This window comes from Streptomyces sp. NPDC054813, assembly GCF_053611365.1.
Map to the genome: position 1 here is coordinate 115,579 of NZ_JBSHAF010000026.1, position 19,074 is coordinate 134,652.

The 19,074-nt window shown below is 69.5% G+C and carries 17 protein-coding genes and 3 pseudogenes; 12 read left to right on the top strand and 8 right to left on the bottom strand.

The features are described 5' to 3' along the window. Positions 1 to 54: 54 nt before the first annotated feature. From ACWGJB_RS39200 to ACWGJB_RS39215, 4 genes are read left to right on the top strand one after another with little or no spacing between them, the layout of a single operon-like run. On the top strand, positions 55 to 1,026 hold the full coding sequence (locus ACWGJB_RS39200) for a fumarylacetoacetate hydrolase family protein (protein WP_453384808.1): 972 nt from the start codon (positions 55 to 57) through the stop codon (positions 1,024 to 1,026). Beyond that, positions 1,023 to 1,766: an SDR family NAD(P)-dependent oxidoreductase gene (locus ACWGJB_RS39205; RefSeq protein ID WP_453384809.1), complete on the top strand. Its 744-nt coding sequence runs from the start codon at positions 1,023 to 1,025 to the stop codon at positions 1,764 to 1,766. Before ACWGJB_RS39200 ends, ACWGJB_RS39205 begins: the two co-directional genes overlap by 4 nt. A gap of 21 nt (positions 1,767 to 1,787) precedes the next feature. Continuing rightward, complete coding sequence (locus ACWGJB_RS39210; RefSeq protein ID WP_453384810.1) at positions 1,788 to 2,543, top strand: CoA transferase subunit A; 756 nt, start codon at positions 1,788 to 1,790, stop codon at positions 2,541 to 2,543. Then, positions 2,543 to 3,178 carry a CoA transferase subunit B gene (locus tag ACWGJB_RS39215; RefSeq protein ID WP_453384811.1) on the top strand — a complete coding sequence of 212 codons (636 nt, stop codon included), beginning with the start codon at positions 2,543 to 2,545 and terminating at the stop codon, positions 3,176 to 3,178. The genes ACWGJB_RS39210 and ACWGJB_RS39215 overlap by 1 nt, the downstream gene beginning before the upstream one ends. A 90-nt stretch (positions 3,179 to 3,268) precedes the next feature. Here ACWGJB_RS39215 and ACWGJB_RS39220 read toward each other — a convergent pair whose 3' ends face one another. Beyond that, entirely contained in the window at positions 3,269 to 4,303 is a 1,035-nt protein-coding gene (locus tag ACWGJB_RS39220) for an ATP-binding protein (RefSeq protein ID WP_453384812.1), read from the bottom strand. On the opposite strand from ACWGJB_RS39220, the gene ACWGJB_RS39225 reads away from it, so the two are divergent. After that, positions 4,205 to 5,053 carry a transposase gene (locus ACWGJB_RS39225; RefSeq protein ID WP_453384813.1) on the top strand — a complete coding sequence of 283 codons (849 nt, stop codon included), beginning with the start codon at positions 4,205 to 4,207 and terminating at the stop codon, positions 5,051 to 5,053. The genes ACWGJB_RS39220 and ACWGJB_RS39225 overlap by 99 nt on opposite strands. 230 nt (positions 5,054 to 5,283) lie before the next feature. Here the strand turns inward: ACWGJB_RS39225 and ACWGJB_RS39230 are convergent. Then, a pseudogene (locus ACWGJB_RS39230) lies at positions 5,284 to 6,027 on the bottom strand (YaaC family protein); the annotation flags it as partial. Between the two features lie 199 nt (positions 6,028 to 6,226). Then, positions 6,227 to 8,041: a glycoside hydrolase family 15 protein gene (locus ACWGJB_RS39235; protein WP_453384814.1), complete on the bottom strand. Its 1,815-nt coding sequence runs from the start codon at positions 8,039 to 8,041 to the stop codon at positions 6,227 to 6,229. A 407-nt stretch (positions 8,042 to 8,448) separates the two neighbouring features. Between ACWGJB_RS39235 and ACWGJB_RS39240 the strand changes: the two genes are divergently transcribed. Continuing rightward, positions 8,449 to 9,126: a class I SAM-dependent methyltransferase gene (locus ACWGJB_RS39240; protein WP_453384815.1), complete on the top strand. Its 678-nt coding sequence runs from the start codon at positions 8,449 to 8,451 to the stop codon at positions 9,124 to 9,126. Here ACWGJB_RS39240 and ACWGJB_RS39245 read toward each other — a convergent pair. Together ACWGJB_RS39245 and ACWGJB_RS39250 are read right to left on the bottom strand one after the other, a co-directional pair. Further along, the gene (locus tag ACWGJB_RS39245) at positions 9,096 to 9,626 is read right to left on the bottom strand and encodes a hypothetical protein (protein ID WP_453384816.1); all 531 of its coding nucleotides are present in this window, start codon (positions 9,624 to 9,626) and stop codon (positions 9,096 to 9,098) included. The genes ACWGJB_RS39240 and ACWGJB_RS39245 overlap by 31 nt on opposite strands. Continuing rightward, positions 9,623 to 10,903: a molybdopterin-dependent oxidoreductase gene (locus ACWGJB_RS39250; RefSeq protein ID WP_453384853.1), complete on the bottom strand. Its 1,281-nt coding sequence runs from the start codon at positions 10,901 to 10,903 to the stop codon at positions 9,623 to 9,625. Before ACWGJB_RS39250 ends, ACWGJB_RS39245 begins: the two co-directional genes overlap by 4 nt. 983 nt (positions 10,904 to 11,886) lie before the next feature. On the opposite strand from ACWGJB_RS39250, the gene ACWGJB_RS39255 reads away from it, so the two are divergent. The 3 genes from ACWGJB_RS39255 to ACWGJB_RS39265 all read left to right on the top strand — a co-directional run bounded on the left by ACWGJB_RS39255 (position 11,887) and on the right by ACWGJB_RS39265 (position 13,753). Continuing rightward, entirely contained in the window at positions 11,887 to 12,198 is a 312-nt protein-coding gene (locus ACWGJB_RS39255) for an ArsR/SmtB family transcription factor (protein WP_453384817.1), read from the top strand. 145 nt (positions 12,199 to 12,343) lie between these two features. Then, a complete protein-coding gene (locus ACWGJB_RS39260) occupies positions 12,344 to 13,105 on the top strand; it encodes a class I SAM-dependent methyltransferase (protein WP_453384818.1) in 762 nt (253 codons plus the stop codon). A gap of 156 nt (positions 13,106 to 13,261) precedes the next feature. Beyond that, positions 13,262 to 13,753 carry a MaoC family dehydratase gene (locus ACWGJB_RS39265; protein WP_453384819.1) on the top strand — a complete coding sequence of 164 codons (492 nt, stop codon included), beginning with the start codon at positions 13,262 to 13,264 and terminating at the stop codon, positions 13,751 to 13,753. Between the two features lie 97 nt (positions 13,754 to 13,850). Here the strand turns inward: ACWGJB_RS39265 and ACWGJB_RS39270 are convergent. The 3 genes and pseudogenes from ACWGJB_RS39270 to ACWGJB_RS39280 form a co-directional block, all read right to left on the bottom strand. Further along, positions 13,851 to 14,195, bottom strand: a pseudogene (locus ACWGJB_RS39270) (SDR family oxidoreductase); the annotation flags it as partial. Further along, on the bottom strand, positions 14,165 to 14,566 hold the full coding sequence (locus tag ACWGJB_RS39275; protein ID WP_453384820.1) for a hypothetical protein: 402 nt from the start codon (positions 14,564 to 14,566) through the stop codon (positions 14,165 to 14,167). The gene ACWGJB_RS39275 and the pseudogene ACWGJB_RS39270, both read right to left, overlap by 31 nt. Positions 14,567 to 15,000: 434 nt before the next feature. Further along, a complete protein-coding gene (locus tag ACWGJB_RS39280) occupies positions 15,001 to 15,915 on the bottom strand; it encodes an alpha/beta fold hydrolase (RefSeq protein ID WP_453384821.1) in 915 nt (304 codons plus the stop codon). A gap of 7 nt (positions 15,916 to 15,922) precedes the next feature. Here ACWGJB_RS39280 and ACWGJB_RS39285 point away from each other — a divergent pair. The 3 genes and pseudogenes from ACWGJB_RS39285 to ACWGJB_RS39295 all read left to right on the top strand — a co-directional run. Beyond that, positions 15,923 to 16,123, top strand: a pseudogene (locus tag ACWGJB_RS39285) (ATP-binding protein); the annotation flags it as partial. Positions 16,124 to 16,513: 390 nt separating this feature from the next. Continuing rightward, positions 16,514 to 17,761 carry a cation:proton antiporter gene (locus ACWGJB_RS39290; RefSeq protein ID WP_453384822.1) on the top strand — a complete coding sequence of 416 codons (1,248 nt, stop codon included), beginning with the start codon at positions 16,514 to 16,516 and terminating at the stop codon, positions 17,759 to 17,761. Then, entirely contained in the window at positions 17,758 to 19,062 is a 1,305-nt protein-coding gene (locus ACWGJB_RS39295; protein ID WP_453384823.1) for an SLC13 family permease, read from the top strand. Before ACWGJB_RS39290 ends, ACWGJB_RS39295 begins: the two co-directional genes overlap by 4 nt. Positions 19,063 to 19,074 lie beyond the last annotated feature (12 nt).

Below are 19,074 nucleotides of genomic sequence, written 5' to 3' on the forward strand. Positions count from 1 at the left end.
CGCGCCCCGGCCTTCGTGCCCACCCCTCATGCCGACAGCCGACAGGAAACCGCCATGCGTTTCGCCACGTACGAGTACCGCAACCGACGCCAGGTGGCCGTCGTCGCAGAGGACGGCACGCTCCACCCCCTGCCCGGCGTCAGCTCACTGACCGGCCTGCTCGTCGAGGGCGGCGGTCTGCCCGAACTGCTCGACGCGGGCTCCGCGACCCTCGACGTCCCGGCCGGCCCCCACGTCTCCGACGTACGCCTGCTGGCGCCGCTCCAGCCGCCCACCGTGCGTGACTTCGTCACCTTCGAGGAACACGTCGAGGGCGTACGGCGGTCCCTGGACGGGGCCGCCGGGGTACCGGAGCGGTGGTACGCGGCCCCGACGTTCTACTTCGGCAACCCCTACGCGATGTACGGGCCGCACGACGACATCCCCATGCCGCCGGGGTCGAGCGTGCTCGACTTCGAGCTGGAGGTCGCCGCCGTGATCGGAAAGGAGGGCCGCGACCTCACCCCCGAGCAGGCCCGCGACCACATCGTCGGCTACACCGTCTTCAACGACTGGTCGGCCCGGGACCTGCAGTCCGCCGAGATGAAGGTCGGCCTCGGCCCCTGCAAGGGCAAGGACACCGCCACTACGCTCGGTCCGTACCTCGTCACCGCGGACGAGCTGGGGAAGTACCGCGACGCGGACGGCTTCCTGCGTCTGGCGCTCACCGCCGAGATCAACGGCGAGGTCATGGGCAAGGATCTGCTGTCCAACATGAGCTGGACCTTCGAGGAGATGGTCGCCTACGCCTCACGCGGCACCGTCGTCCGCCCCGGCGACGTCCTCGGTTCCGGAACCTGCGGCAACGGCGGCTGCCTCGCCGAACTGTGGGGCGTACGGGGTGAGCAGTCCCCGCCTCCCCTGAAGCCCGGCGACACGGTCACCCTCACCGTCGAGGGCATCGGCTCCGTCTCCAACACCGTGGTGGCCGGCCCGGACCCCATGACCGTTCCCGTCGCCCGACGCCGCACGAGGGAGCGGCCGTGACCGATCTCCAGCCCAAACGGCTCCTCGGCAGGGTCGTCGTGGTCACGGGCGCGGCCGGGGGCCAGGGCGCCGCGGAGACCGAGGCGCTGACCCGCGAGGGCGCCCGGGTGATCGCCACCGACGTCACGGAGTCACCCGGTTGCCGCCGTCTCGACGTCACGAGCGAGAAGGACTGGGCGGAACTCGCCGCCGACCTGCGTGAGGCGTACGGGCAGGTGCACGGCCTGGTCAACAACGCGGGCATCACCTGGCGGGCCCGGATCGACGACGTACGCCCTGAGGACATGGCCCGGGTCCACGCGGTCAACGTCACCGGCCCGCTGCTGGGCATCCAGCACCTGGCCCCGCTGATGCCGCCTGGCTCCTCGATCGTGAACGTCGGCTCGTCCGCCGCGCTCACCGGCCACTACCCGGTCGCCTACACGGCCAGTAAGTGGGCGCTGCGCGGTCTGTCGAAGACCGCCGCCATGGAGCTGGGACCCCGCGGCATCCGCCTGAACACGATCCATCCCGGTTTCATCGAGACGGACATGACCGCCTCCGCGGCGCCCGCGTTCCGCGAGGCGAACATCCGGGAGACGCCACTCGGCCGCACCGGCACGGTCGAGGAGGTCGCCCCGCTCGTGGTCTTCCTCCTGTCCGACGAGTCGTCCTTCATCACCGGCGCCGAGATCCCGGTCGACGGCGGCCTCACGGCGCACGGCGGCGTCAAGTCGATCTCCGACGCCCTTCACCAGTAGCAGCAGAAAGGCCCTCCCCCCATGGACAAGGTCCGCGCGAGCGCGGCCGAGGCGGTCGCCGACATCCCCGACGGTGCGTCACTGGCCGTCGGCGGCTTCGGACTCAGCGGTGTACCCGAGGCCGCGATCCGGGCCCTGCACGAGCAGGGCGCGACCGGCCTCGAAGTCGTGTCGAACAACTGCGGCGTCGACGGGTGCGGGCTGGGCGTGCTGCTGGCCGTCGGACGCATCGCCCGGGTGACCGGGTCCTATGTTGGTGAGAACAAGGAGTTCGCCCGCCAGTACCTGTCCGGCGAGCTGGAGGTGGAGCTGGTGCCGCAGGGCACCCTCGCCGAACGGCTGCGCGCGGGCGGCGCGGGCATCCCCGCCTTCTACACCCCGGCGGGCGTGGGAACGCAGGTGGCGCGGGGAGGTCTGCCCTGGCGGTACGCCCCCGACGGCTCGGTCGCCGTCGCCTCCCCTCCCAAGGAGATCCGCGACTTCCACGGCCGCCCGCACGTCCTGGAGCACGGCATCACCACCGACTTCGCCCTCGTACGGGCCTGGCGCGGCGACCGCCACGGCAACCTGGTCTTCCGCCGCGCCGCCGCCAACTTCAACCCCCTCGCCGCGATGGCCGGGCGGACCACCGTCGCCGAGGTCGAAGAGCTGGTCGAGCCCGGTGAGTTGAGCCCCGACGAGGTCCACCTGCCGGGCGTCTTCGTCCAGCGGATCGTGGCCCTCACTCCTGAACAGGCGGCCGACAAGCAGATCGAGAAGAGGACGGTACGACCCTGATGGCCTGGACCCGCGACCAGATGGCCGCCCGCGCAGCCGCCGAACTCACCGACGGCTCCTACATCAACCTCGGCATCGGTCTGCCCACCCTCATCCCCGGCCACCTTCCCCCCGACATCCACGTGGTCCTGCACTCCGAGAACGGCATCCTGGGCACCGGCCCCTACCCGACCGAGGACGAGGTCGACCCGGACCTGATCAACGCCGGCAAAGAGACCGTCACCGTCCTGCCCGGGGCCTCCTTCTTCGACTCGGCCCTGTCCTTCGGCGTGATCCGCGGCGGCCACATCGACACCGCCGTACTCGGCGCCATGCAAGTCTCCGCCGCCGGCGACCTGGCCAACTGGATGATCCCCGGCAAGATGGTCAAGGGCATGGGCGGCGCCATGGACCTCGTCCACGGCGCCCGGCGCGTCATCGTCCTGATGGAACACACTGCCAAGGACGGCACCCCCAAGATCGTCGAGGAGTGCACCCTGCCGCTGACCGGCGAGCGGTGCGTCCACCGGATCATCACCGACCTCGGCGTCCTCGACGTCACACCCGAGGGCCTCGCCCTCGTGGAATGCGCGCCGGGTGTCATCGCCGAGGACATAGCCGCCCGCACCGAAGCACCTCTGATCCGGAAGCCATGAACCGAGGACGCGTCGGACGGGCAGGGACCACGGTCCCTGCCCGCCCGAGGTTCTGCGTCCTGTTCTCACCGTCCAGACAGCAGTGGCGACTCACGTCAGCGCACGAACGGAGACGGATGGGGTTGACCGATGAGTTGCGGCGTGAGGAGTGCGCCGGCGCGGTCGGCGAGGACGGCCATCTCGTAGCCGACGAGACCGATGTCGCAGCCCTCCCCGGCGAGGACGCCGAGGCAGGAGCCGTCTCGCATGTGGTTGATCATCATGAACCCGTCGAGCATGGAGGAGACGTGCGTCCGCCGGGCTGGCGGCGGGGCCTCGTCGGGGGCGAGGATCCGGGCGGGGAGGGTGACGAGAGCGGATACGCCCCCGACGGGGGTGTCCGGAGAGCAGGACCTCGACGCCGAGGCGGCGGGCGAGGCGGCCGACGACGTAATGGCCGAGGTAGCGGGTGGGAGCGACGAGGAAGGCTTCCTCCCCGGAGATGCGGGCGTTGGCGCGGGCCAGGCCCTCGGGGGACATGCCCACGCCGTGGTCGACGACGGCGATGCAGTAGTCGTCGCCGTCCCCCCAGCCGTGGACGTCCACGGGCTGATCGGGCGGGGAGAAGGGGAGGGCGTTCTCGACGAGCTCGGCCAGCAGGTGAGACAGCTCGGCCACGGCGCGGCCGCTGATCCGCCGGGGCTCGATCTCGGCCAGGCGACCCGTCGGTACTGCTCGACCTCGCCCATGGCGGACTGCACGAGTTCGAGGCTGCTGGCGGTCACGCTGCTGATCTGGGGGCTGCGTTCGTCGACGAGGACGAGCAGGCTCTCGGGGTTGCGGCGCATACGGGTCGCGAGGTGGTCGAGTTCGAAGAGCTCGGCCAGCGCCTCGGGGTCGAGCTCCTGCTGTTCGAGGGCGGTGATGAGGGCCAGTTGACGGCGCACGAGCCCCTGGCTGCGTGCCGAGGCTGGCCAGTGACTCGGCGGTGTTGCGGCGCAGCACGGCCTGCTCGGCGGCCAGGCCGACGGCGGTGCGTTCGACGTTGTGCAGGGCGGCGACGACACGGGAGATTTCCTGTGTGCTGCTGGGCGGCCGTCCGCCGCCTTCGGCCGGGACGAGTTCGCCGGCCTGGATACGGGCCACGGTCTCGGGAAGGCGGCGCTGGGCGACGTCGTCGGCCTCGTGGGGGAGGGCGTCGAGGGGGCGGGTGATGGAGCGGCCGGCGAGGACAGCGGCCGTGACGAGGGCGGCGATCACCAGCAAGCCAAGGGCGAGGTAGCCGGTCAGGGCGGCAGCGGCATCGGCACTGAGGGCCTTGGCTCGGGCCCGCGCGTCGGCGTCGACGCTGCGCTGCGCGTCGTACACGGTGCGGTCGGCGCGAATCATGTTGCTTGTGAACCCCGTGGCGTCGGTGTCGATCTTCGATCCGTCGGCGGCTTGAGGGCCGCGTTCTCGGAACAACTCACCGGGCAGATCGACGAGCTGAACCGGCGCCTGACTCGGCTCGTCGAGCGCCACGCCCCGCAACTGCTCGTGCCGGTGGGCATCGGCCCGGACAGCGCCGTCACTCTGCTGATCACCATGGGAAACAATCCCGAGCGGCTGAGCACTGAGGCGTCCTTCGTCGCTCTGTGCGGGGTCAGCCCCATCGAGTACTCCTCCGGCCGTCGGAGTTCGCGTCGGCTCAACCATGGGGGCGACCGGCAACCCAATGCGGCCCTGCACCGCATCGTGTTCACCCGGCTGCGCTTCGATCCCCGCACCCAGGCGTACTACGAATGCCGAACCCAGGAGGGCAAGACCAGACGTGAGATCATTCGATGCCTCAAGCGATATGCCGCCCGAGAGGTCTTCAACCTGGTCAGGACGGCGTCCAGCACCCCCTCGTTATAGGGGCGTCTGACCGATGCGGCCCCCCGTCGGCTTGATCCGGCGGGGGTCTCCGCGTACGGGGACGGGCCCGATTGACCGGTGGTCTCCGTTGGACATGGCGCCATGCGGGCTTCCGAGGTGAGGGAGGACTTCGAGGGCTGCGTCCATGGCGTACTCCAGGGCAGCAGCGTCGGGGACTTGTCGACGTCGAGGGCGTCGGTCCACTTCCGGGGCTCGTACCGGGCCAGCATCGAGAAGCTGTAGAGAAGCAGCCACCAGGACATCAGCGGACTGGGCGGTGATTTGGCGGGTTCGAACGCACGCCGTCGATAGCGGTGGTCGTTGAAGCGGCAGACGGGGGCCCGGACATCGAAGAACTCCAGGATGTCCGCCTCCTGCATGCCAGTGCTGGGAGCCGGCCAGCACCGCTCGACGCCGAAGCGTCCAGGACGGACCTCCTCGCATGCCTCCTCGTCGTTGCACCAGAGCTCTGCGCCCTCCAGCCCCCGGTACCTGGCGATGAACCCCTGCGTCCATGACTTTCGGTCCTGCGGCGGGGGCGTTTCCTCGTTCACCCAGACCGTTGCACAAAGGAACTCATCAGACTTGGCAGAGCTCCTGGTCGAGCAGTCGTCGGAGTCTCTGGCCAAAGCGTGCTTGGAGGCCAAGAAATCGATCACTGGGTGGGCGGTTATGCCATCGAGAGGGACTTCGGCGAGTTCAGGGAGGGAGTTCCACAGGGCTCCAACGCTGACGGCGTCTGTCATGTGCTCGGACCCCGTGGCTTCGGATACCGCTTGAAAGGCACCGACTCCCTCGGGGCGGACAGTGACGTCGGGGATGCCGCATTTCATATCGAGGATCTTCAGGCCGTGCTTGTCGAAGGTCCACCGGCCCTTCGTGTGAGCGGCCGTCATTGCCAGCCCGGCCTGGACGAGGCCGTAGTACAGGTTGATGGGCCGGGTGTCGGCAGAGACGACCTCCGCCGCCTTCATCTGCTCCTCGAATTGCTGCAGGGCGGCGGAAAACGTCCTCCTGCGTGAGGAGGAATCCTTGAGGTAGGTCCCGTCCAACAAACTTGTACGGCAGGACCCGTGTCATTTCCTCAGCTCTCCTGTTCGATGCAAGCCGCTGACCTGCGACATGACATCGGCGTGAGACTGCGGCGGAGAAAATGACACGAAATCTGAGAACCTACAGGGGTGCGGCTTCCGCGGCACGGATGGCGCGAGCTGCGTTGATGAGGCCGATGTGGCTGAAGGCTTGCGGAAAGTTCCCGAGGGCTTCGCCGGTGCGGGTGTCCACTTCTTCGGGGAGGAGGCCGACGTCGTTGGCGTGGCTGAGTGCGTCTTCGAAGACCTGGCGGGCGCGTGCGGTCTGGCCGGTCTGGGCGAGGGCCTGGGCGAGCCAGAAGGTACACAGCAGGAAGGTGCCCTCGTCGTTGTCGATGTCGTCCTGGAGGTAGCGCCGTACCAGGCCCCGGGAGTCAGTCAGGTCTCGTGCGATCGCCTCGACGGTGGAGCGTACGCGGGGGTCCGTGCCCGGGAGGAATCCGACGAGGGGCAGCATCAGCGCGGAGGCATCGAGCTGTGGGCTGCCGAATGCCTGGGTGAAGGCTCCGGTCGGGTGGTCGAATCCCTGGTTCTCGATGGCCTCGCGGATCTGTTCACGAATACGCTGCCAGTCGGTGACGTGGTCCTGGGCGTTCAGGGCGGGGGCCAGGTCGATGGCGCGGTCCAGCGCGACCCAGCACATGAGTTTGGAGTGCAGGAAGTGGCGGGCCGGTCCGCGTCCCTCCCAGATGCCCTGGTCGGGGTCGGCCCAGTGGCGAGCTGCTGCTTCGGCGCACTGGCGCAGGAAGGAGCGGACGGGCGGGTCGAGCGGTAGCTCGTGCGGCAGGGTCTGGTGGGCCGCGTCCAGCAGTTCGCCGTAGACATCGAGTTGGCATTGGCGCCAGGCGTCGTTGCCGACGCGCACCGGGGCGCTGCCGCGCCAGCCGGACAGGTGCGGCAGCGCGCGCTCGCTCAGGTCTCGCTCTCCTCCGATGCCGTACATGACCTGGAGGTCGGCACCCCCGTCGAGTTGTGTGGCCGCGGCTTGGGCGAGGAAGGCGAAGAAGTCGCCCTTCTCCTGCTTGCAGGCGGCGGTGGCCAGGGCCTGGAGGGTGAGGCTGGCGTCGCGCACCCAGGTGTAGCGGTAGTCCCAGTTACGGGTGCCACCGATACTCTCCGGCAGCGAGGTGGTCGGCGCCGCAACGATGGCTCCGCTCGGCACGTAGGTCAGCGCACGCAGCACGCGGCCGCTGTGGCGGACCTGTTCCTGCCAGGGGCCTGTGTAGGCGTCGTGGAGCGTGGACCAGGAACGCCAGCCGGCAGCGGTGTCGCTCAGCCGGCGGCGGATGCGGCGGCCGGGCCACGGCTTGGGGTCCTGTCCCCACGCGGGCGTCGCGCTCAGCGCGAGGTCGAGGCGGTCCCCGGCTCGCAGGGTGACTTCGCCGTGGGCTGTGGATCCCGCCACCCGCAGGGTGAGGCCGGTGGACAGCAGGAGGACATGGGCGCCGCCGCGTGCCATCAGACCGCCGTGCACGGGCGTCATGACGGGCTGGATCAGCCCGAACTCGGGGCGCGGGGCGTATTCGACGGCGATGTCCAGCTGTCCCTGAGTGCAGGTGATCTGGCGCAGTAGTACTCCTGGGGAGGACCTTCCCATGGTGTGGCCGCGCTCGCGCTTGCCCAGGGCGAGCGCGTCGAGTAGCACCGCCGTCCCGGTGGGCGTATGAAAGGTCGTCTCCAGAACGAGGGTGTGGGGCAGGTAGCGGCGGCTCGCCTCGGTCGCCCCGGCGGGGTGGATCGACCAGTGGCCCGCGTCCGGGTCCAGCAGTCGTGCGAAGACCGCCGGACCGTCGAAACGCGGGAGGCAGAGCCAGTCCACGGAACCGGCGCCACTGATCAGTGCCGCTGACCGGCAGTCCGAGAGCACGGCGTAGTCGCCGATGGCCCGTTCACTCACGTAGGCGCTTCCCTTCGGCGGCTCAGCCTCGCGGCTACGGGGCGCCAGCACCGGCGGCCGCTCTGGTGGTGGTCGGTACCTCATGATGGGCTCTCGGATCTGCCCGCCGGTGCGTGACACGAGCGAGCCGAGGCCCGTCCCGTGTCATTGCCACCACAGCGGCATCGGGTCGAGCCGCATCGTCCTGCGTCGGCCCGGCAGCCCCAGCACCGCGGGCGCCGCTTCGCCGCAAGGGAGGTGCTCGGCGTCGTACGCCCTTCGCTGTCAGCCGGTCGCAGTACACCCGGGGCTCGGGTGAGTCCCCGGCGTATGAGATTCGGCCAGGATGTGAGGGCGCGGCACGACTCGTTGTTCGGGGGCGCCGGAAGCGAGCGCGTCGGCTGTCCATGAACGTGCAAGGAGTGTCTATGAGCACCGCCGGTTCAGAGGAGGCGCGCCCCCGGGAACCCTGGGACAGTGGCCCCTACGCGGAAGCGGTCGGGGCACGGGAGGGTGATCTGTCGCTGCGTGACGGGGAAGGCTGGTGCATGTCTCTGGAGGTCGGGAGGTGGTCTCGGCGTGCGGACACCGGGGACCGGTCGGTTGTGGAGCGGTGCGCGGGCCGTGTACTGGACATCGGCTGCGGGGCCGGGCGGATCGTCGAAGCCCTGACTCTGCGTGGGCACAAGGCGCTCGGGATCGACGTGGTTCCCTCGGCCGTCGTCGCCACGGTGTGCCGAGGCGGCGCCGCGCGCAACGGATCGGTGTTCGATCCGCTGCCGGAGGAGGGCAGGTGGGACACCGCGCTGCTCATCGACGGGAACATCGGCATCGGCGGTGACGCCGGCCTGCTCCTGCGACGCGTCCGGGAACTCGTGCATGATCAGGGGCTGCTGATCGTCGAAACCTCCCGCGCCGAGGTGGACGAACGTCGCCGCGTCCGCATCCACGTCGGGCAGCGACCTGCGGGCCCCGTCTTTCCCTGGGCCGTCGTCGGAACCCACGCCCTGATTCGACACGCCCAGTTGTCGGGCTGGACGGCCGCTGAACAGTGGATCACCACCTGGGCGGAGCGTCACTTCGTCGCCCTGCGCGCCCGCGCCTGAGCGCGTCTCCTCTTGCGCTGCGGCCGCAGACGCAGCCAGGTCCGCACGATCAGGACGATGGCCGAGGCGAAAAACAGGGCGGCGGTGATGAGGAGCCAGCGGGCCAGGAATCCGTCCGCGGACAGGCTGGTGTCAGCCGTGTACCGGCCGCCCTGGCGCAGGATCAACGGCCACCACACCAGCAGCAGGACTCCCGCGACGAACGTCGGCACCCGCAGGTAGTTCACGCTCGGCCGGTCCGTGCCTCCGTCCGGATCCCGGCTCCCGCGCAGCACCCGCTGAGCGGCACGGTCGGTCACGGCGTAGAAGGGCAGCAGAACCAGGTCGTGAAGAAGCGCGGCCCCGACGAACCAGACCACCACGCCCATGGTGTTCCCCGTCAGCAGCCGGATGCCGGCGTAGACGGCGAGGGCGAAGGAGGAAAGAACGAGCAGCAGATGGAGAGGCGAAGCCCCGTAACGGCTGCGGAAGGTCACGGCGGGGCCGCTCGCGGGGCTCATGCGGGCTCTCCGAAGGTCAGACGGGTGACCCACTTGGTGTTGTGCACCCCTGGCGCACCCGGGATGATCACGCGAGCCGGATAGCCGTGGTCGGGCGACAACTCCGCTCCGTTGACCTTCAACGCGAGCAAGGACCGCTGATCGCGCACCTGGTTGGCGGCCAGCACCACCGAGGAGAACGCTCCGCCGCGCTGAACCGACTCCACCAGTACCGACGGGGTCCGGATGCCGAGTCCGACGAGGGCGGCGAGATCCGTGAGACGGATGCCGCTCCAGTGCTGGTCGGGGGTGGACCAGCCCTCGACGCAGGCGATCGGCAGCGCCGAATCGCTCTGGGGCAGCGCGAGGAGCGCCTCGCGGGTCAGGACGACCTGCCGTCCCCCGCCGCGGACGGTCAGCCGCCAGGCCGGGCCGATGTCACTCGGGCGGATCCCGACCGAGGCCGCGGTCTTGTTGATCTGGAAGCCGTTGGGCCCCGTGCCGGGGTCCCGGCCGTGCGGGGCGAGCAGGGCGGTCCTGCGCCACCAGCCGCCGATGCTCTGCCCGGCCGTCACCGCCAGCAGGGCGAGCGACCCCGCTCCGACCATGGCGACCGCGCCCCGACGGGAGATCGTCGGGGCTGTCGGATTCGGTGATACGAGACCCGCTGCCTCCTCCGATTCAGGTGCCGGCTGGAAGCCGCGGCCGGCCCGCACCGCGCGTACCGCGCGGGGAAACCGGAAGGCGGCATGGACGATGAAGGCACCGATGAACACCCATGCGCCGTAGAAGTGCAGGGGGTAGAACGAGCCTGGGAAGACGTAGTCCAACTGGATGTTCAAAATCCCGGTGGCGAAGGTGAAACCGGCGCCGCCCACCAGCAGGAGCAGCGACAGCCGGTCAAGGGCGTGACCGACCGAGCGGACCGGTGGCCACTCGAACAGCTTCGGGATGACGGACCACAGCTTCGCCAGGAGTACCGGCACCAGCACCACACCGAGAACGGTGTGCGTACCCTGTGTCAGCCGGTAGAGCCAGTACGGCGACGTCGGCCAGGTGAACAGGTAGAAGCCCAGCCAGCCCTTGTCGGGCGTCGGGTCGTTGCGCGGGGCGAGGTCCGGATTGTAGGCGGCGTACGACAACAGCCCGGTCACGAACAGCACCGTGACCCCGACCAGCAGCACAAGCCCGAACACCCCGGTCAGCCACGGCCCTCGCAACGGACTGCGCCAGAACCCCGGACGCGTCGGCCCCGGTGGCGGACCCGCGGACCGGGCCCGGTCCGCGACGGCACGCAGCCGGTCGAGCAGCCTCACGCGTGGTGGGGGCGGCGGAGCAACGGCCGGCGGCCGCGAGGATCCGTCGTCCGGCCGGTCCGGCCTGGCGTCGCTCGCCTCCACCCGGGACACCTCCACCACGCAAACGCGACTAAACGGCAACAAAACATTGGGAAGAACATCCCGCACCCAGCACCTGGACCACTCCCGCGACACGCCGGATTGGGCAGTCAGGGCCTCGTTGCCGAACGGCCCGCATCCGCCGGAAGACGCCGCCCGGGACGGGAGAAGCGGGTAAGCCATGCAGGCCGCCGAGGCCGACGTGAGAGCGCCGCCGAGCCCGCCACCGGGCCGCTCGGATCAGGCGGACCGACGGCACCAGGTCGGGCGCGCGGTCGTAAGTAGCGAGGAGGGATGCCGGGGTCGCTGACCGTGGCGGCGGTCTTGATGCGTGTGTCGGTATGCGCCGCTGAGAGGGCTCGGCGCTGCTCTTCCAACGCCCCCTCTACGCCGACGTCCCGTGGCAGGGCGTTCCGGACGACACTGATGTCTTCGACAACGTGTACTGCGTCACCACCGGTACGGGAGAGACCAGTTTCTGCGGCGTTCGGATGGTGTCCTTTGGCAACGAAGTTAGTCGTGCGTGTCACGCCGACCTGGGCGGACCGAGTTGGATGGCAAAGGCTGTTGCTGATCCTCCGACTGCGTTGGTTTCGGGCTTCGCGTGGGCGAGTCGGAGGGCCCCGAGCCGTGGTCGCGTTCATGCCGTCTCCACGCGCCGCACGGTAGGTGCGGGTACGAGGCCCTGTCTGGGATTCACAGGGTCATGAAGGGCGAGTGCTCGGCTAGCAGGAACTTGCGAAGCGACGAGCGGATGCGCGACAGAATGCGGCGACGTGACGAGGTATGTGCAGACATGGCTCCCCCGATAGCGGTAAGGTACGCGCTGTTGCGTACCTTCAGTAAGGTACGCACATGTGCGTACCTTGTCGAGGGGTGGAGTGATGGCGGCGGGCGAGTTGGCGCATCCTCGCGTTGAGGAGCTGGAAGTAGGGGCCATCCTTTTGGCGTTGGCTGATGCGAATCGGCGTCGGGTCGTGGCTGAACTGGCCGAGGGACCGGATGAGGAGCGGTTGTGCGCTTCCTTCGATCTGCCGGTGGGCAAGTCCAGTCGCACCCGTCACTGGCGCGTCCTGCGTGAGGCGGGGTTGGTGTATCAGCGCGATGCCGGGAACGGGCTGTACATGCGCCTGCGCAAAGAGGATCTGGACCGCCGCTTTCCGGGCCTGATTCAGGCCGTCATCTCGGCGGACTAGGTGTACCCGAAGCTGATCCAGCGTGTGTTGGCGACCTCGAACCATTCAGCCCCGAGAGCTTCGGCAGCTGCCGTGCGCCGAGGGGGCTCTGGTTGTGGGTGATCCGGCGCCCTGATGCACCGGGGCAGGGACCGATGATGTGGAGATGACTGCCAGCTCACGTGCTCATTCGTTCAACTCGGCTGCTGCCCAGTACGAGGCGAGCCGCCCTTCGTATCCGCCCGCCCTTTTCGACTTCGTCGAGGAGTTCCTGAGCCGTTCCCTGGCGGGTGTCCGCGTCGTGGATGTCGGCGCGGGCACAGGAATCGCGACCTCCCTGCTGCGCGAGCGGGGTGCCGATGTGGTCGCCGTCGAGCCTGGTGACGCGATGGCCGTCGAGTTTCGTCGGGTGCTCCCGGACGTGCCGATCGTCCGAGGAGACGGCAATGCCCTGCCACTCGCCGATGCCTCGCACGACCTCATCACGTACGCGCAGTCATGGCAGTGGACCGACACCGGCCGTTCTGTCCCGGAGGCCCTGCGGATCCTGCGCACGAACGGGGCGCTCGCGATCTGGTGGAACACCACCGCCTTCGATGTGCCATGGATCCGCGCCCAGCACGAGCGCATCGCGCACCACTGCGGAGTTCCCGCTCGTTCCGCGGTGCGTCCCAACGACAGCGAAGCCATCCGGCTCGCGGGGCTGACCGGACTGCGGGTCGTGCGCCGGCAGATCCGCTGGCAGCGGACCGTCCCCCTCGACACACACCTCGCCAATATCAGCAGCCGCTCGGCGTTCCTTGTCCTCGACCAGACCACGAACCGGGCCTTTCTCGCCGAGGAGCGCAGGCGACTGCGCGGGGCCTTCCCTGATGGGCTGGTGGAAGAGATGTATGTCGTTGATGTGCTAGTGGCCGCTCGTCCGTGACCTTGCGATGGGCCAGCAGGCCGCGCAGGGCGGCACGGCGCCTTGGCCGATCCTGGATCATTCCGTGCGTTCGGGGAGGCGGCCGTCCGTTACCGTACGCCCCATCGTCCACCACGCCTCGTCGAGTTCGGCGGGGAACCGAGTGAGAGGGCGTCCATGACGACGACCGTCCCAGCCGCCACCGACAACTTCACCCACCCCATCGAGGACCGCTACTTCGAGGACTACGTGCCGGGCGTCGTGCACGTCTTCGGCAGCAGCACCCTCACCGAACAGGACATCCTCGACTTTGCCCGGCGCTTCGACACCCAAAGCTTCCACATGGATCCCGTGGCGGCGCAGGCCGGACCGTTCCAGGGGCTGATCGCCAGCGGCTGGCACACCACCGCCGTCATGATGCGCCTGTACGCCGACCACTACCTCAGCAAGGTCGCCTCGCTAGCATCCCCCGGCGTAGACGAACTGCGCTGGCAGCGGCCGGTGCGGCCAGGCGACACCCTCTCGGTTCGGGCCACGATCGCCCAAGCCCGCATCTCCCGCTCCAAGCCCGACCGCGGCATCGTGCACACCGAGGTCGAGGTCCTCAACCAGCACGGCGAAACGGTGCTCACCATGACCGTCATGAACATGCTGCGGCGCAGGCCGTAGCGGTCACCCGCCCTCGGGACGGGCGGCGTGCAGGGCGATGGTGCCGGTCATCAACCACCCGATCTCGCCAAGTGTTCGTGGACGCCCATCTCGGAGATCAGGCCAGGCCGCCGGTCGCCCGCAGGTTTTGACCGGTGATCCACCGGCCGTCCTGGCCGACAAGGAAGGCGAGGACGTCAGCGACGTCGGCGGGCTGTCCGAGTCGACCGAGGGACGTCATGCCGGCGACAGCCTGGAGGGCTTGCGCGGGATTGGCTGCAGGCAACATTTCGGTGTCAGTGGCTCCAGGGGAGACGGTGTTGACCGTGTTGCGGCGGGCCCCGAGTTCCTGTGCTGCGACCGCGGGCAGCTGCTCGATGGCGCCCTTGCTGGCGGCGTAGGGGCCGATGCCTGGAGCGGGCCGCACCGTGTTCATCTTGGAGATGTTGACGATCCGGCCACCGCCCACTGGACCTGCGACCTGACGTGGGACGCGGCGAGCGTCACGCACTCGACCGCGAAGAAGGCCGTGCCGGGCAAGAAGACCCTGAAGGTGCGGACGAGGAGGTGCGAGTTGTGTGCGCTTCCCTCGATCGACCAGTTGCCGTCCGAGTTCACCACGAACGTGACGTCGCCGCTGACATCCCGGCTGCTGTCGCTCGTGGCGAACGAGATCTGCTGGCCGTCCGCCGAGACCTGCTTGGTGGTGTCGTTGGCCTGCGCGGGAACTGTCGCGAGCAGCAGGGAGCCCAGCGCGGCTCCCGAGGCGATCAGCAGCGCCAGCCCCCGTCGCGTCCGGATCGGGCCCGTCTGCCTGGCGTTGTCGAGTCGCATTGTTTCTTCTTCCCTCTCGTGTCATGCCTCTTCGGTGAGCGCCCGGCGGGGGTACGAAGTACGTTCGCCGCCCGTCTGCCGGGCACTGTTCGAGCATCGGGCAGGCCACCGGGTCTGCGCTTGGTGGAGCTCTGAGGCTTCTCTGAGGAGGAGTTGAGGGCACCGCCCTCAGCAGGTGGGGCGGTGGCCGTGGGCCCCTGGGGCCACTCGGCCAGGAAGGCGTCGATGTGGGAGAGGAACTCGTCCCAGGCCGGTTCGAATGGGGTGAGCAGGTGGTGCGGCTCTTGAGCAGGACCAGTCGGCTGTCGGGAATGAGCGCGGCCAGCTCACCGGCCTGCGAGACGGGCACGCGTGCGTCGTCGCGCGAGTGGATGGTCAGGGTCGGGCAGGCTACCCGGTGGGCGATGTCGGACACGTCGATGCGGGCGAACTCCTCAAGGAAGCGGACCCCGTTGGCTGGCGAGGTCGTCTGCCGCTGGAAGGCGGTGAACTCGTCCCACTCCCGGTTGTGCCCTCGGGCAGGAACTGGGAGGCGAAGACCCGCAGGAACCTGGGATCCTCGTGGAGCCACCCCAGCCGGGCCAGATCCAGGTCGAGTGCCGCCCCCTCGCGCCCGCCTCGTCCCGGGCCCGGACCTGCCGTCCTCGGGAGTACGCCCCGGCGAGGACCAGCCGGCTGATCCGCTCGGGGTGGCGCACGGCGTAGGCCACCGCCACCGCGCCGCCCTGCGACACGCCGAGGAAACGGTCGAGCCCCACGGCGTCCACCACGGTCTCCAGGTCGTCGACCCAGTCGTCGAAGGTGAAGCCGGGCACCGTCCAGTCCGACAGGCCGCAACCCCGCTCGTCGTAACGGACCAGCCTGCGGTTGCGGGCCAGGCCGCGCAGCCAGTGCGACCACACCGGGGTCGTCCATTCGAGGTCGAGGTGGGACATCCAGTTGGCCGCCTTGAGCAGCGGCGGGCCCGAACTGACGGAGGCATGGGCGATACGGGTGCCGTCGCCGGCCCGGCAGAACCGGACCGTCTGACCGTCGGCGTCGACGAGTCCGTCGGTCGTCGCGGGCTCGGCGTCATGCACCCGGTCGGCGCCGACGGACGGGCCGCCTGCGATGACCGTGACCGGGGCCGCGAACTGGTAGCCGCGCCGGTGCACGGTGCGGATCACCTGCTGCAGACTGCCCGTGTCGCCCACCGCCAGGCGTGCGGTCCGCAGTGCCGTGGTGAGTGCGGCCTCGCTGACGAAGCGGTCGCCCCACACCTCGTCCAGCAACTCGCTCTTCGGCACGACCCGGTCCCGGTGCAGGGCCAGGTGGCACAGCAGGTCCAGGGCCCGGGGCTCGACGTGCACGGGTTCGTTCCAGCGCTACGGCGACTCCCCGCGTGGCAACGGCGTCGGCCTCGGCCTGGCCGTCGCCCGCGGCTTCACCGAGGCCATGGGCGGCACCCTGCAGGCCGAGGACACTCCGGGCGGCGGCCTCACGATGGTCCTCAGCCTGCCGGTCGCGGCGAGCCGCCCGCCGGTCTCACCCGGCCTGTCCACCAGCGCCGCGTCGTAAAGCGTCGCGCGAATGCCGGCGTGCTGGGCTGGGCGGCGCCCTGGACGGGTTGCTGTCGATGCCGGTAGTCGCCGGGTTCACGGCGATGACCGGCCTTCGCCGAGGCCATGGGTGGCACCTGGGTGGCCGAGGACACCCCCGGCGGCGGGCTCACCAGGTCCTCACTCTTCCGGTGGCACAAGGCGGGGCGGGTCGGCCTGCCAACGACATCCGCGCCGTAATTCCGCGCCTGAGGCTTGTTGCCGGGCTCCGGCAACCTGCCGTCCGCGACGGTGCGCGTAAGCGTTCTGTCAAAGACGTATCAAGAACAGGTAGGGTTTCCACCGGTGTGCCGGGAAGCCTGGTCGGCGAACAGAGGTGTGATCTCTCTTCCGATCGGGGGCGTTTCCGGTGGTGCTCGTCGCTGTCTTCGGGGTGGCGCTGCTGATCGCGGTGCTGCTGTCCGGGCTGGCCGCTCGTACCGTGCTGTCCACCTCCCTCCTGTTCCTCGTCGGCGGGGCACTGGTCAGTGACGGCTTCCTGGGGCTGATCCACATCACTCCGGACAGCGAGATCGTGTCGGTCACCGCCGATCTGGCCCTGTTCGCGGTCCTGTTCACCGACGGTCAGCACGTGTCCTTCGCCAAGCTGCGGACCAACTGGCGCAATCCCGCCCGCGCACTGGGGCTCGGCTTGCCTCTGGCGTTCGTGTTCATGGCACTGGTGACCCATTGGCTGGTGGGCCTGGACTGGACGACCTCGTTCCTGGTGGGCGCGGTGCTGGCGCCGACCGACCCGGTGTTCGCCTCGGCGATCGTGGGCCGCAAGGAGGTCCCGGCCAAGCTGCGTGAGCTGCTCAACGTCGAGAGCGGCATCAACGACGGACTGGCCCTGCCCGTCGTGCTGCTCCTGATCGCCGCCGCCGGGCCCACCGCCGCCGGTCACACGGACGAGGCGTCGATCGGCAAGATCGCGCTGGAACTCGGCCTCGGCCTGGCCTTCGGCGTGCTGCTTCCGCTGCTGGTGGGCGGTCTCGTACTGTTCCGGCTGCTGGGCGCCGAGCCGAAGCTACAGCCGCTGCTGCCCCTGGCCACCGGTGTCATCCTCTACGGCCTGTGTCACCTCACTCACGCCAACCCCTACCTGGCCGCGTTCTCCGTCGGCTCCGTGCTCGCCGCAGTCTCCCCGGAGGGGAAGGCGGCGTTCGAGCCGCTCGGCGAGGCACTGGCGGAGCTGGCCAAGTTCGCCGCGCTGCTGGTGTTCGGGGCGCTGCTGACACCGGGACTGTTCGGGGACCTGCCGTGGCAGGGATTTGTGACGGTGGTGCTGGCGATCGTGCTGATCCGCCCGGCGTCGCTGCTGATCTCGCTGGCCGGTACCCGGTTCGCGCGGCGCGAGAAGCTGACCGCCGCGTGGTTCGGGCCAAAGGGCTTCGCCTCGGTGGTGTACGGGCTGCTGGTACTGCAGTCGGGCATCCCGCACGCCGAGGAGGCGTACACGCTGATCGCGGTGTGCATCGCCTTCTCGATCGTGGCGCACTCCAGCACCGACGTACCCATCGCCCGCATGTTCGATGTCGAGGACCTGGTCGGCATCCCCGACGACGAGCCCGACCACGCAGACCCGCCGGCCGAAGTGGAGAGAAAGACAGCCGTATGAGCGATTGGCAGAGCTGGGCGGCCGTGGCCGTGTTCGTGGGCGCGTACGTACTGATCATCAGCGAACGTGTGCACCGTACGGCCGCGGCCCTCGGCGGCGCCGGACTGATGCTCGTGATCAGCGCCACCGACGACAAGGCGGCGTTCTACTCCGAGCACACCGGCATCGACTGGAACGTGATCTTCCTGCTGCTCGGGATGATGGCGGTCGTCGGCGTGCTGCGGCAGACCGGCCTGTTCGAGTACCTGGCGATCTGGTCGGTCAAGCGGGCCCGGGGCCGGCCCTTCCGGGTGATGACGATGCTGATACTCATCACCGCGGTGGCCTCCGCGCTCCTCGACAACGTCACCACCGTGCTGCTGGTCGCCCCGGTCACCCTGCTGGTGTGCGAGCGCCTCGCCCTCCGCTCCGCGCCGTTCCTGATCGCCGAGGTGTTCGCCTCCAACATCGGCGGCACCGCGACCCTGGTCGGCGACCCGCCCAACATCATCATCGCCAGCCGGGCCGGACTGACCTTCAACGACTTCCTGGTCCACCTCGCCCCGATCGCCGCCGTCCTGACGGTCGTGCTGCTGGCGCTGTGCCGGGTGATGTTCCGCAAGGCGTTCGTGTACGACGAGGAGCGCGCCGCACAGGTCATGACACTGACGGAACGCGAGGCCATCCGCGACCCACGCCTGCTGTGGCAGGGACTGGCCGTCCTGGCGCTCGTCGTCGCCGGCTTCGTCCTGCACCCCGTGCTGCACTACGAGCCGAGTGTGGTCGCCCTGCTCGGCGCCGGCCTGCTGGTCGCCGTGTCGAAGGTGGACACCCGGGATGTCCTGGGCGAGGTGGAGTGGCCCACCCTCGCCTTCTTCGTCGGCCTGTTCGTGATGGTCGGCGCGCTGATCGAGACCGGGGTCATCGGCGACCTGTCCCGCGCCCTGGCGGACGCCACCGGCGGCCGTGAACTCGGCGCCACGCTCACCTTGCTGGGCGGCTCGGCGGTGCTGTCCGGCGTCGTCGACAACATCCCCTACGTGGCCACCATGGCACCCATCACCGCCGACCTGGTCAAGGACATGGGCGGCGCGGCAGACGGCCATCACGTGCTGTGGTGGGCGCTGGCCCTGGGCGCCGACCTGGGCGGCAACGCCACCGCGATCGGCGCCAGCGCCAACGTCGTCGTCCTCGGCATCGCCGAACGCAACCGGCAGCCCATCGCCTTCTGGCAGTTCACCAAGTACGGCCTGGTGGTCACGACCGTGACCGTGGCGATCAGCGCCCTGTACCTGTGGCTGCGCTACTTCGCCCTGGCCTGAGCCCGAGCCGTT